Source organism: Collinsella sp. BG-O-102, assembly GCF_023656745.1.
Lineage (GTDB): Bacteria > Actinomycetota > Coriobacteriia > Coriobacteriales > Coriobacteriaceae > Collinsella.
In genome coordinates, this window is record NZ_JAMOKO010000004.1 from 105,192 (window position 1) to 118,114 (window position 12,923).

The 12,923-nt window shown below is 59.8% G+C and carries 10 protein-coding genes; 9 read left to right on the forward strand and 1 reads right to left on the reverse strand.

The window, feature by feature from the left end:
• Positions 1 to 502: 502 nt before the first annotated feature.
• Positions 503 to 1,504 (reverse strand): C39 family peptidase, encoded by a 1,002-nt coding sequence (locus NBH09_RS03275; protein ID WP_250787039.1) that lies wholly within the window; start codon positions 1,502 to 1,504, stop codon positions 503 to 505.
• 355 nt (positions 1,505 to 1,859) lie between these two features.
• On the opposite strand from NBH09_RS03275, the gene NBH09_RS03280 reads away from it, so the two are divergent.
• The 9 genes from NBH09_RS03280 (at position 1,860) to NBH09_RS03320 (ending at position 12,884) form a co-directional block, all read left to right on the forward strand.
• Positions 1,860 to 3,311 carry an APC family permease gene (locus NBH09_RS03280; protein WP_250787040.1) on the forward strand — a complete coding sequence of 484 codons (1,452 nt, stop codon included), beginning with the start codon at positions 1,860 to 1,862 and terminating at the stop codon, positions 3,309 to 3,311.
• 131 nt (positions 3,312 to 3,442) lie between these two features.
• The gene (locus NBH09_RS03285) at positions 3,443 to 4,720 is read left to right on the forward strand and encodes a metal-dependent hydrolase family protein (RefSeq protein ID WP_117655955.1); all 1,278 of its coding nucleotides are present in this window, start codon (positions 3,443 to 3,445) and stop codon (positions 4,718 to 4,720) included.
• 117 nt (positions 4,721 to 4,837) lie between these two features.
• Positions 4,838 to 6,223, forward strand: coding sequence for a histidine kinase (locus NBH09_RS03290; RefSeq protein ID WP_250787041.1), 1,386 nt, complete (start codon positions 4,838 to 4,840; stop codon positions 6,221 to 6,223).
• A gap of 38 nt (positions 6,224 to 6,261) precedes the next feature.
• On the forward strand, positions 6,262 to 6,996 hold the full coding sequence (locus NBH09_RS03295) for a LytR/AlgR family response regulator transcription factor (RefSeq protein WP_250787042.1): 735 nt from the start codon (positions 6,262 to 6,264) through the stop codon (positions 6,994 to 6,996).
• Positions 6,997 to 7,087: 91 nt separating this feature from the next.
• Positions 7,088 to 8,032 (forward strand): zinc dependent phospholipase C family protein, encoded by a 945-nt coding sequence (locus NBH09_RS03300; protein ID WP_250787043.1) that lies wholly within the window; start codon positions 7,088 to 7,090, stop codon positions 8,030 to 8,032.
• 101 nt (positions 8,033 to 8,133) lie between these two features.
• A complete protein-coding gene (locus NBH09_RS03305; RefSeq protein ID WP_250787044.1) occupies positions 8,134 to 9,384 on the forward strand; it encodes an MFS transporter in 1,251 nt (416 codons plus the stop codon).
• A gap of 183 nt (positions 9,385 to 9,567) precedes the next feature.
• Entirely contained in the window at positions 9,568 to 10,755 is a 1,188-nt protein-coding gene (locus tag NBH09_RS03310) for a glycosyltransferase (protein WP_250787045.1), read from the forward strand.
• Positions 10,752 to 12,095, forward strand: a complete 1,344-nt coding sequence (locus tag NBH09_RS03315; protein ID WP_250787046.1) for a histidine kinase — start codon at positions 10,752 to 10,754, stop codon at positions 12,093 to 12,095. The genes NBH09_RS03310 and NBH09_RS03315 overlap by 4 nt, the downstream gene beginning before the upstream one ends.
• A 72-nt stretch (positions 12,096 to 12,167) precedes the next feature.
• Positions 12,168 to 12,884, forward strand: coding sequence for a LytR/AlgR family response regulator transcription factor (locus NBH09_RS03320; protein ID WP_118238181.1), 717 nt, complete (start codon positions 12,168 to 12,170; stop codon positions 12,882 to 12,884).
• The last annotated feature ends 39 nt before the right edge of the window (positions 12,885 to 12,923 follow it).

Here is a 12,923-nt window from a genome sequence, read left to right on the forward strand (position 1 = left end):
ACTCCGTTGCCTCTCCCGTGGGCGCCAGGCAAGACGCCCACAAACTAGCCTCTCTTCATGAGCCCCGCAGTCCGCTCCGACTGCGGGGCTTTTGCTATTCACCTAGTCATTGGGGACGTTCTTAAACGACTAGTCAAACAAGAACGTCCTCAACGACTACTCATTTAAGTCTGTCCCCAATGACTGCGGAAATCCGGCACTTGGGGACATTCCTTTCCTGCCGGCAGCTTGGGACAGTCCTTAAAGGCCACTGTCGATCAACTGCGGAAAGTGCATCCCAGGATGAACGTCCAAAACGGGATCTAGTTTCCCTTGAGGTCCTCAACGGGAAAATGCATCCCGGAATTTGGCCGAAAAGCGGGATGTTGTTTCCCAAACGGACCGCTAGCGGAAAGCGCATCTCACCATTGAGTTCCAAAGTGGGATGCGCTTTCCGTACCGGCGGTTCCTGGCAATCTGGGACTACTCATTTAAGTCTGTCCCCAATGAGTGTCCCCAATGACTAGTAGTAGGCCCACATGGCTTCGACTTCGTTGAGGACCTCTACGACGCCCCAGCGGCGGGCGCTGCGGCTGGCCGAGTTGGGGTCGTAGACTCCCACTTGATCGGCATCGTCGATGCCCCAGAGCACGATATAGTGTCCAACACTGGTAAAGGTGCCGGGACGAACCGATGCGATAATGGGCGCACCCGAGCGCAGCGCCTGGGTGATGGAGCTGCGATCGATATGGAGCTCCGTTCCGTTAAGGCCCAGCTGCCATGCGCCGCGCGTCATAAATGACCATTCGGTGGCGCCGGTGGGGGCATAGTTGCCCGCCTCGGAAAGGGCGCACATATCGACCGGCGTCATATCGGTGTGGCCGGTCTTAAAGATATAGACCATGGTGAGGCAAGTGGGACCGCAAGCATTTTCGCGAATAGTGCCACCGGCATAGGGCAGCTCCGACCATGCGGGGTCAATTTGGTAGATGTGGGGCATGGTGCCGGCCTGCCATTGCGAGCGTGGGGTCGAGAACGCAAAGAAGTAACCGGGCGCGACGGGAGCTTTAAGCAGCTTGTTCTCGGCAGTGGGCTCAAGACCGGCTGATCCGTGCGAGATACAGGATCCCAAAAACACAAAGACGAGGCAGGCGGCAATGGAGCAAAGCGCAAGGCGTAGGCGGCGGGCCGGAAGTGCGTGGCTTGTGGTGTGCGACGCGGGGCGAGGGGCGGAATTGCCGCGGTTGCGTTGAGGTCGCGAAAAGGAGCGTTTAACGTAGTAGTCGGTCTTACGGCGATCGTAGCGGCGCGGCTGCGATATGTCGGTCTGACGTTGGCGTGTGCTCGTACTCACGCGGTCTGACTGCTGCACGGTACGGCTTTGTTGCCGAGAAGAAGCCCCGGGCTGCTCTTGGGGGCGCTGCTGGTTGCCGTTGTCGGAGGTGCTTCTGGGCGTTGGTGTGGTGCGGCCGGCAAGGCGCACGCTTTGTGGCCGTTGGTCGCCGTCATTGTATCCGTATGCCATTCGAATCACCTTGCCTCGTGTGTAACTTGTCTATCCTACATAAAAAGATGCACGACACATGGGTATGTGCGCCAAAAGCCTGACAAATGGTATGAACGTTGCCGCGCCGCGCGCCACGCGTCACGGCAACGGGTATCCAAAAGCAGACAAGATGAAAGCGTCCAGGACGAATGACGTCTCTCGCCGTTCGTCCCAAAAACGGCGCCGCTCGTTTTGCAGTTCTGCCTTCGGTCGAGCCATAAACGGCAGCGCGGCGCCGAGGCCGTATCTTAAAGCCACGAAATAAAAGCGCGCGGTCAGACAGGCCGCGCAAGGGGTGACGCCAAGGGGCGTCAAAAAGGAAAGGAGGGGAACAATGGCGGACAAGAACGCAGAAGTTGCAGTCGAGGGTAACGGTGGCATGAAGAAAACGCTCTCGCTCTGGAACTTCTTCACCATCGGTTTCGGTGCCATCATCGGAACTGGCTGGGTTCTGCAGGTCGGCGACTGGATGGTCGTAGGCGGCGGTCCCGTTCCCGCTATGATCGCATTCCTCTTGGGCGCAATCTTCCTCGTGCCCGTCGGAGCTGTTTTCGGTGAGCTCACGGCTGCTATCCCCATTTCGGGCGGCATCGTCGAGTATGTCGATCGTAGCTTTGGCCGTACGATGAGCTACATCACCGGCTGGCTCCTGGCCCTGGGCAACGGCATCCTGTGCCCGTGGGAGGCCATCGCCATCTCGACCCTCGTGTCCGAGATGTTCGGCAGCCTGCCAGGCCTTGAGTGGCTGCGCGCCGTCAAGCTCTACACCATCCTGGGCGCCGACGTTTACCTGTTCCCGACGCTGATCGCGCTCGGCTTTGCAACCTACGTCATCTTCCTCAACTTCCGCGGTGCCAGCTCGGCCGCCAAGCTGCAGGCCTTCCTGACCAAGGCCCTGCTCTGCGGCATGCTGCTCGCCATGGGCGTCTCGCTGTTCACCGGTTCGCCGGAACACGCCATGCCCGTGTTCTCCCAGGTCACCGGTGCTGGCGGCGGCAAGCCCGCTACCGAGGGCACCAGCCTGTTCGCCGGCATCGTGTCGGTCCTGGTTTTGACCCCGTTCTTCTACGCCGGCTTCGATACCATTCCTCAGCAGGCTGAGGAAGCAGCCGAGGGCCTCAACTGGAACAAGTTCGGCAAGATCATCTCCCTGGCCCTGCTGGCCGCCGGCGGCTTCTACATGGTCTGCATCTACTCGTTCGGCACCATCCTCGACTGGCATGAGTTTGTTAAGAGCCCGGTTCCCGCGCTTGCCTGCCTCAAGGGCATCAACATGCTCCTGTACCTGGCCATGCTCGTCATCGCCACGCTTGGACCCATGGGCCCGATGAACTCCTTCTACGGCGCTACGAGCCGCATCATGCTCGCCATGGGCCGCAAGGGCCAGCTGCCCGAGAAGTTCGCCGAGGTCGATCCCAAGTCCGGCGCTCCCAAGCTCGCCTGCGCCGTTCTGGGCGTCATCACCGTCATCGGTCCGTTCCTGGGCAAGAACATGCTCATCCCTCTGACCAACGTGTCGGCTCTCGCCTTCATCTTCTCCTGCGGCATGGTCGCCCTCGCTTGCCTGCGCATGCGCTTCACCGAGCCCGACCTGCCTCGTCCCTACGAGGTGCCCGGCGGCAAGTTTGGCATCAGCCTCGCTGTCGCTGCCTGCGCCGTCATCATTGGCCTGCTCGTGGTCCCGTTCTCTCCCGCCTCCCTCAACATGGTGGAGTGGAGCATCGTGATCGGCTGGCTGGCCGTTGGCCTGGCCCTCATGGCCTTCACCAATTCCCGCAAAAAATAACGCCTAGCCGGGGCGGATCGGGTGCGCGGACCCCTCTCTTCCGCGCACCGAACCCGGCACCACTTGGGTAGCTTTGTGAGGCCATAACCCAACATGGCCTCGCCCACTATATGGATCCATAAGGAGGAACCATGTCCACTAAGTACGCAATCGTTGGCGGCAAGCTCATCGACGGTACCGGTGCCGAGCCGGTCGAGAACTCCCTCGTTCTCGTCGACGACAACGGCAAGATCGAGTATGCCGGTGCTATGCAAGACCTTCCCGAGGGCGTTGAGGTTATCGACGCCGCTGGCAAGACCGTCCTTCCCGGCCTGATCGACACCCACCTGCACTTCTCGGGCAACCTGACCGACGATGACACCGATTGGGTCATGCAGCCGCTCCTCGAGAAGCAGGCCGTCGCTGTCAAGCAGGCCTACGACTGCCTCACCCACGGCCTCACTACCGTCTGCGAGATCGGCCGCTTTGGTATCCAGATCCGTGACTGCATCGACAAGGGCGTCTTTAAGGGCCCGCGCGTTCTGGCCACCGGTCTGGGCTTCTGCCGCGTTGCCGGTCACGGCGACTCCCACCACTGCACCCAGGAGCTCAACAAGGAATCCCATCCCTGGGGCGACCAGGTCGATGGTCCTTGGGATCTGCGCAAGGCCGTCCGTCGTCGCCTGCGCGAGAACCCCGATGCCATCAAGATCTGGGCTACCGGTGGCGGCATCTGGCGTTGGGATTCCGGTCGCGACCAGCACTATTGCTCCGAGGAGATCCAGGCCGTGGTCGAAGAGGCAAAGATGGTCGGCATCCCCGTGTGGAGTCACTGCTACAACAACCACGCCGCCGCCTACGATTCCGTCCGCTTTGGCTGCGAGCAGCTGATTCACGGCTTCGATATCGATGAGCGCACCATGGACCTCATGGCCGAGCAGGGCACCTTCTTCACCCCGACGATCGCCTTCCTGCCCACCTGGTACGCCACCTATCCGCCCGTCTACGTCCCCGAGCTGCACGACAAGTACGAGGGCACCCTGGTCGAGAAGGAGCTGCAGCGCAACTACGACTGCCTGCGCGAGGCCAAGAAGCGCGGCGTCGTCATGACGATCGGCTCCGACTCCTTCTCCTTCGTCACCCCGTACGGCACCTGCTCCATCGAGGAGATGTACGAGTTCGTCGACAAGATCGGCTTCACTCCGGTCGAGACCATCACCTGCGCCACCCTCAACGGTGCCAAGATGTGCCACATCGAGGACGAGACCGGTTCCATCGAGGCCGGCAAGTGCGCCGACCTGCTGGTTGTCAACGGTGACGTCGCCGCCGACATCCACGTGCTCAACACCGACAACATGGACGTCATCATGAAGGACGGCTGGATCGTCGAGGCTGGCACTTTTGGTGAGGCTAACAAATACAGCGCCTAAGATACCGTTTGTCGATGGCTTGATGTAAAACACAGTTTTCGATTGCATAATGCAATGGAGAGGGTCGCTTGCGGCCCTCTCCATTGCTATGGGTGCTACGGACAAGAGGGGATGACGGTGGATTTAAACAGGCTGATTCTGGGCAAGAGCTACAACTCTACCAAGGTCTTTCGTACGGCCCAGCATGTGGTTCAGGCCATCCTGCTCGGTATTGTCGTTCCGGCGCTTATCCTGCTGCTTATCTGGGATTTAACCGATAATCCCAATCCCGTTCCGGGCGTTGTCGTTATTGCCGGCCTGGTCATGCTGTGCTTCTTTTTCTCGTATGTCTTTGTGGTCCCCGACGACCTCACATCGAGCGCAACCGACCGTACGCTCGCCATCGCATCAAAAATATTCGCCTACACGTCGCGTGGCCTTACGCCCGAAGCTGCCCTGGGCGCCTCCAAAATCATTCTGTCCGAAACTATCGCCTCGGCCATCTGCTTCACCGACGGCAAGCAGGTGTTGGCAAGTTGGGGCGAGGATTCGACAAAGTGTCCCGCCGGCACCCCGGTCGTGCTCAAGACCACGCTCAGTGTGATTGAGACGGGCGAGCAGAGCGTGTTTTCGCGTGACACCTCCAATGAGACGGGCGGCTATTTTCCCCGCCTGCGCGCCGGCATTGTCGCGCCGCTTACCGTGCGCGGGCATTGCGTGGGTACGCTCGAGCTGTACTATCCCCGCCTGAGCAGCATCGATATGCGCCAGACGGCGTTGGCCTCGGGCTTTGCCGATCTCATTTCCACGCAGCTCGCCAGCTTTGAGCTCGAACGCCAGGACGAGCTTACGGCCCGCGTGGAGCTGCGCGCCCTGCAGTCGCAGGTCGATCCTCATTTTCTGTTTAACACCATCAGCACCATTGTGTCGCTCGTACGTACCGAGCCGGACAAGGCCAGGTCGCTGCTCATCGACTTTTCCAATTACTACCGTCAGACACTGTCCGATTCCGATACCCTCACAACGCTCGAGCACGAGGTGGAACAGGGCACTCGTTACATCAACCTTATGCAGGCCCGGTATGGCGACGGCCGTCTGCGCGTCTCGGTCGATATCGACTTTGAGGTGCGCGATTGCATGGTGCCGCCGTTTATCTTGCAGCCGCTGCTCGAAAACTGCATCAAGCATGCGCAGCGCGAGACCGAGCCGCTTTCTATTCGTGTTAGGGCTTTTGAGACCGATGACGGTCTGGAGATCATCGTCGAAGATGACGGCATCGGTATGAGCGAAGAAGTCTGCGCGCACCTGTTTGAGCAGCATCGCCGAGAGGAGCCCGAGAGCATTACCGCCGACGGCTCCATCAAGCGAGGCTGCGGCCTGGCGCTCTTCAACGTGCTTCAGCGCATCCATTTCTTTTACGGAGAAGATTCTGGCATGCGCGTGAAGTCCCGGGAGGGCGTGGGAACGCAGGTCATCGTCGAGCTGAACGGCGAGCCGCATGAGCCGGCGCCGCTAACGGTGTAGCACGCTGTTGGATTGAGAGAAAAAGAGGGGAAGCGCATATGTCCGAAGGCTGGAACATCCTGGTGGTTGATGACGAGCCCCCAATTAGGGCTGAGCTACGCTATCTGTTGGAAAAGGATACGCGTGTGGGTCAGATTGCCGAGGCGGGCAATGTCACCGAAGCCGTGGAGCTGATTCTGTCGAACAAGCCCGACGTGCTGTTTTTAGACATCACGATGCCCGGGCGCTCGGGAATTGAGCTTGCCGAGACCCTGCAAAACCTAAAGAGGCCGCCGGTCGTGGTGTTTGTGACGGCATTTGCCGAGTATGCGGCCGATGCCTATAACCTCGATGCTGTCGATTACGTCGTTAAACCGGTCGAGGATGCCCGCTTGTCAAAGGCGCTCGACAAGATCGAGACTGCCCTGGGCGCTCGCCGCGTCGTCCATGCTCCGCGCCAGCCTTTGCGACTGACGGTGGATCGCGGGGGCAAAAAGGTGTTCATTCCCGTGGCGGATGTCTGCTACTTTGAGGCGCGCGCCGATTTTTGCAACGCCGTCTGCGCCGAGGGGACGTACCTGATCAATGAGTCGATTTCCTCGCTCGAGCGTCGCCTGGCCTCCGAGGGCTTTATCCGTGTCCACCGCAGCTATCTGGTTAATTTGGAAGACGTGCACAATGTCGAGATCGGCTCCACGGGCCTGATGGAGCTCAGGCTCGATCGCGTAACCTCGACGGTGCCCGTGTCCCGCCGTCGCGCTGCCGAGGTCAAATCGCACTTGGGGCTTGCGTAAGGGTCGGTGTGCCATCGTTTGCCGTTACAGGTTTGGCATGACTGTGCGGTGGGCATAATGGATTGCATCGAATGAAATCGAAAGGATTATTATGCCCGCGCTCATTACGCATCATCTGTTTGGCGAGGAAAGCATCGACCGTCTTCCGCAGGGCGTTATCACGTCCGACGAGGAGCGCATCGCCTTTATCCTGGGAAACCAAGGTCCCGACCCGTTTTTCTTCCACATGCTCACGCCGCGCATTTCCGACTGTATGTCACTTGCTCAGGTCATGCATCGCTCGCGCATGTCGCGCCAGTTCTCGTGCCTGCGCGACGGCGTGTCGCACCTGCAGCCGCGCGATGCCAATCTGGGTCGTGCCTTTGCGCTGGGCCTGCTGTCGCACTATGTGCTCGATCGCAATGCCCACCCCTTTGTCTACGAGCAGCAGTTTGGCATTGTCGAGTCCGATCCCGAGCTCGAGGCTTCGGGCAGTCAAGTTCATGCCGTGCTCGAAAGCGACCTGGACGTGCTGATGCTGCAGCTCAAGCGCGATGGGGCTACGGTCGAGGATTATCCGCCGGCGGGCGAGATCGTCACTACCGACCGCATCAATCGCGTTGCCGGTGTGCTGATGAGCTATGTTGCCGGACGCGTGTACGGCATCGATATCCCGGTGGGAGAGTACGGCGGCGCCGTAGCCGACATGCAGCTGCTCTACCGCACTATCGAGCCCGCCGGTTCGGCCAAGACGCGCGCGATTGCCCTGCTTGAGGGCTTGGTGCACGATTATTCGCTGCTCGACGGCCTTGCGCACCGCGTGACGACCGAGCTGCCCGAGCGTACCGGCAATCTGGGCCACTTGGCATGGAAGAGCCCCTTTACCGATGAAGCCTCGACCGAGAGCTTCCCCGAGGTCTTTGACCGCGCACTGCTCGATTACGAGCTCACCGTCGCCCGCTTTATCGAGACCGGCGATATGGAAGCCGTGACCAACCACGTCAATTACAGCGGTCGCGTGCTCGGCGCCGACGAAGAGTTCGACCGCGAGGAGTAGGGCTCGTGCGTGCCCCTTTGCCGAATCCTTACCGGCGCCTCTGGACAATTGGGGTACGATGAACTAACTGCATATCGGGCGAATACGAAGGGGCCCTGTCCATGAAATACACCAAGCTCGAGCGTAACTGGGTTATGTACGATGTGGGCAACTCGGCCCTCGTGCTGCTCAATACCTCGGTGGTGCCCATCTACTTTAACGCCATCAATACCGGTGCTTCCTCGGCAGACCTGGTGGTCGCCTGGGGCAACGCGCAGACGATTGCCTCGCTGGTCATTGCCATGCTCATGCCCATTCTGGGCGCGCTTGCCGATTACGCCGGCAACAAGATCAAGTTCTTCTTGGGCTTCTTCCTCACGGGCCTGGTTCTTTGCCTGGCGCAGGCTATCCCAATGTCCGCCATGGCATTTTTGACCGTGTACGTGCTGTGCACCATCGGCCTTAACTCTTCCATGACGTTCTACGACGCTATGCTGCCCGACATTACCACCGACGAGCGCATGGACGCCGTGTCCAGCTCGGGCTATGCCTGGGGCTACATCGGTTCCACCGTGCCGTTCATCATCTGCCTGGCGCTTATCATGGGTGGCCCCGCTCTTGGCGTCCCCACCATGCTGGCAACGCGTCTGTCGTTTGTCATCACCGGTGCCTGGTGGCTCATCTTTACCCTGCCGCTCATTCGCACCTATAAGCAAAAGTACGGTCGCGAGCGCGGTCCCCGGGACACCATCGGCCACATCGTGGGCGGCGTGTTCTCCGAGGTCGGACACACCATGCGCGAGATCGCCCACAACAAGACCGTGCTGGTCTACATGATCGCGTTCTTCTTCTATATCGACGGTGTGCACACGGTCATTTCCATGGCAACCAGCTACGGATCGGCCTTGGGCATCGATTCGACCCAGTTGGTCCTGGCTCTGCTCGTTACGCAGTTTGTGGCCTTCCCGTCCGCCATCATCTACGGCAAGCTCGCCGGTCGCGTGGGCACACTCAATATGATCTTGGTGGCCGTCGCCGCCTATATGGGCATCGTGCTCTTTGCCGCGTTTTTCTTGAAGACCGCCTTTGAGTTTTGGGTGCTCGCTATTTTGGTCGGCTTGTTCCAGGGTGGCGTGCAGGCGCTCAGCCGCAGCTATTTTGGCCGCAGCATCCCCAAAGAAAAGTCCAACGAGTACTACGGCTTCTTCGATATCTTTGGCCGTTACGCAAGCGTTATGGGCACCTTCCTGGTGTCGGTCGTCACCTCCCTGACCGGCAACCCGTCGCTGGGCGTCCTTTCTATTGGCGTTCTGCTGGTTGTTGGCTTTGTGCTGCTGGTCCGTCTGTCCCGCATGGCTCAGGCGGCGGCGTAAGGCAACCGGGCTCAGTACGGCATTTGTGCCTATCTGCAGTACTCTTTTGGAAGTAGCTGCATAAATCATTCTGACTTCCGAACAATGTTTAGCCCAAGTGGGTATGATGGAACCAGCTAGGTCGCGGGGCGTCGCCTGTGTTTGGCGGCGCCCCGTTTTTTGTGTTGCAAGGAGGGTAAAGGTATGAACGCCACGGTTGTGATCCCAACATATTGGGCGGGCGATGATACCCAAGCAAACGCTCCCGGCACCTACGATCATTCGACGTCGCTCAATGCCGCCAACCCGGAACTCGATCGCTGCCTGACTTCGCTCGAACAGGTGCGCGACATTCCGCGCATTATTCTCTTGGTGGTCTGTCCGGTTTCTGCCACGGCCGACGTATCCCATCGCGTGCACGAAATCGTTAATGCGCATCCCACACTTAAGGTCACCATCGTTACCAATACTCAGGCTTCGCGTGTTGCCGACCGCGTGGCGCAGATTGCGCCCAAAGGCTCGGGCGAGTGCGTGAGCCTGCGCGGCTACGGCGCCATCCGCAACATGGGTCTTGCCTGCGCGGCGGTGCTGGGGCACGACGCGATTGTGTTTTTGGATGACGACGAGACCGTCATCGATGCCGACTTTATGAAGCGTGCGACCTATGCACTGGGTCAACAGACGCGTCAGGGCCTGCCGATTTTAGTCAAGAGCGGATACTTTTACGATCGCGACGGGTCGCCGCTGGCTCCCACGGACAAAGCGGGCATTTGCCATCGCTGGTGGACCAAGCGTATCGAGTTCAATCGCTGGATGAAAAAGGCGCTCTCGGGCACCCGCATCTCGCGCTCCAATTACGTGTGCGGTGGCCTGATGGCCCTGCACGCCCGCGCCTTTACGCGCGTGGCCTTCGACCCGTTTATCACCCGCGGCGAGGATCTGGACTATCTCTTTAACATGCGCATGTTCGGCTATGACGTGTGGTTCGATAACGAGTGGACCGTGCGCCACCTGCCGCCCGAGTCCGAGAAGCGCTCGCCGCGCTTTATGCAGGACGTGTACCGTTGGTACTACGAGCGGGCCAAGCTGACGTTTGCTGCGCACCAAAAGGAGCTCATTCCGGTTACGGCCGCATCACTCATGCCCTATCCGGGTCCGTGGATCTCGCGCGAGCTCGACGACCGCGTGCGCAAGACTGCCATGGTCCGCAGCATGTTTACCCGCGAGCACGAGGGGTATCTGCGCATCTGGCGTCATGGTATTGATGAGGCTAAGGCCTATGCCCGCCAAAACGCCGCAAGCTACCTGCGCTTTCAGAGTTTCTGGCCCAAGATCATGGACGAACTTTGGCGCGACGCACAACTGATTAGCATCCTGGAGGGGGCTGAATGATCGACCGCCGCGCCCAGCGCGATAATTCAATTTCAATCTTTCGCATCATCGCCGTTGTCTGCGCCGTTTGCGTGTTGGCGTACTTTATCTTTGCCCTGGCGACTGGCATTGAGCCGATTGCCACGGTGATCGCCTGTGCGTTGCTGTGTATCTTCCTGTGCATCTTTATCTATTTGACGCTCAATCCCGATTCGGTACGCTCCCAGTACACCGAGGAGACACTCTCGGTTGCTTCGGCCATGCTCGAGGACATTAAGGGCGGTCTGACGCAGGAATCGGCGCTTTTGGTGTGCCGGCGTATCCTGCCCGAGACACGTGCCATGACCGTTGCCATCACCGATGAGAGCAACGTGCTGGCCTGCGCGGGCGAGTTCGAGGAAAAGCTGCTGCCCGATTCGCCCATCCATACGCTTGCCACGCGCTACGTCATTGAGCACGGCATCGTGCAGTCGTTCAACCGCGTAGTGGACGTGGTGGGTTCGGATGGCTCGCACAACCATGTTCCCGCCGGCATCATCGCGCCCATCAAGGTGGGCGACCGTACCGTCGGCACGCTCAAGTTCTACTACAAGACCCCGCGCGCCGTCGACCGTACCCAGTATGCGCTCGCCTCGGGCTTTGCCGAGATCCTGTCCACGCAGCTCGCCATCCACGAGCTCGAGGTGCAAAAGGAGCTCACGGCCCGTGCCGAGGTTCGTGCCCTGCAAGCGCAGATCAATCCGCACTTTCTGTTTAACACGCTCAACACCATCGCGTCGTTTACGCGTACCGACCCGCTGCGCGCCCGCGAGCTGCTGCGCGAGTTCTCCTCGTTCTATCGCGCCACGCTCGACAACTCGGGGTCGCTTATCCCGGTCTCGCGCGAGGTTGCCCAGACCAAGCGCTACCTGACGTTTGAGAAGGCGCGCTTTGGCGAGGACCGCGTACTGGCGACCTTCGATGTCTCCGAGGATGTCGAGGACACGTTGGTTCCGGCCTTTGTAATCCAGCCCATTGTCGAGAACGCCGTGCGGCATGGCATGGGCGATGGCGATGCCCTGCAGATCGATGTGACCGTCCATCAAGACGGCGACGACGCAATCCTGATTGCCGTGGCCGACAACGGCGTGGGCATGGACGAGGGCACCGCCGCCAGGCTGTTTGATGAGCGCTCCGCCCGCCCCGATGCCAGCTCTCCGCAAGGTGGCGGCGCCGGCGTGGCCATGCACAATATTTCTGAGCGCATCCATCGCTTTTATGGACCGCACACTTATACGCGCGTCGAATCGGCGCCGGGCAAGGGCACCAAAGTGCTCCTGCATCTTGATTTGTCAGAGAGCATCTTTGACATTCAAGAGTAGAATAAAATGCTATGGGCTCAACGCCAAGCGGCGGATGCCCAGCCTAGTTTGTTGACGAAAGGTTTAATCCCTATGCTGCGTGCGATGATTGTGGATGATGAGGCCCCGGCCCGTTCGGAACTTCGCTTCTTGCTCGAGCAGACGGGCAAGATCGGCACGATCACTGAGGCGTCGAGCGTCCGCTCCGCCATTGAGATGTTGATGGAAAGCCGCGTCGATGTCGTATTTCTCGATATCTCGATGCCCGGCGCTTCTGGCCTGCAGCTTGCCGAGGCACTGCATAAGCTTAAGAATCCGCCGGCGATTGTGTTTGTGACCGCGTATAGCGATCATGCCGTCGAGGCGTTCGACGTTGATGCCGTCGATTACCTCATGAAGCCGGTTGAGGAGGCACGCCTGGATCGCGCGATCGAGAAGGTCATGCAGCACGCCAAGCCCGTCACGGACAGCAAAGCCACCATCGAGCGCATTCCGGTGGAAAAGGGCGGCCGTAAGGTCCTCATCCCCGTGGATGACATTCGCTTCATCATGGCCAAGGACGATTACTCCTGTATCTATACCGTCGATGATCGTTTTCTATCGACGACTTCGTTGGCGCAGTTCGAGGCCAAGCTTTGCGACTTTGGCTTCTTTCGCGTTCATCGCCGCTATATCGTCAACTTGGCGTGCGTCACGGATGTCGAGACGGTGCCCTCGGGCGCTATCCAACTGGGCATTACGGGCGTCGACGAACGCGTGCCGGTCTCGCGCCGCCGCGTTGTGCCGCTCAAGAAGGCCCTGAGCCTCTAGCACACTGGCCCCGCAGCCCTGTAGACCAATTGTCTGCGG

What these genes read in the sequence shown, in the direction of transcription:
- NBH09_RS03275 (WP_250787039.1), bottom strand. Translation starts at nt 1,504, where the DNA reads ATGGCATACGGATACAATGACGGCGACCAACGGCCACAAAGCGTGCGC.
- NBH09_RS03280 (WP_250787040.1), top strand. Translation starts at nt 1,860, where the DNA reads ATGGCGGACAAGAACGCAGAAGTTGCAGTCGAGGGTAACGGTGGCATG.
- NBH09_RS03285 (WP_117655955.1), top strand. Translation starts at nt 3,443, where the DNA reads ATGTCCACTAAGTACGCAATCGTTGGCGGCAAGCTCATCGACGGTACC.
- NBH09_RS03295 (WP_250787042.1), top strand. Translation starts at nt 6,262, where the DNA reads ATGTCCGAAGGCTGGAACATCCTGGTGGTTGATGACGAGCCCCCAATT.
- NBH09_RS03300 (WP_250787043.1), top strand. Translation starts at nt 7,088, where the DNA reads ATGCCCGCGCTCATTACGCATCATCTGTTTGGCGAGGAAAGCATCGAC.
- NBH09_RS03305 (WP_250787044.1), top strand. Translation starts at nt 8,134, where the DNA reads ATGAAATACACCAAGCTCGAGCGTAACTGGGTTATGTACGATGTGGGC.
- NBH09_RS03310 (WP_250787045.1), top strand. Translation starts at nt 9,568, where the DNA reads ATGAACGCCACGGTTGTGATCCCAACATATTGGGCGGGCGATGATACC.
- NBH09_RS03315 (WP_250787046.1), top strand. Translation starts at nt 10,752, where the DNA reads ATGATCGACCGCCGCGCCCAGCGCGATAATTCAATTTCAATCTTTCGC.
- NBH09_RS03320 (WP_118238181.1), top strand. Translation starts at nt 12,168, where the DNA reads ATGCTGCGTGCGATGATTGTGGATGATGAGGCCCCGGCCCGTTCGGAA.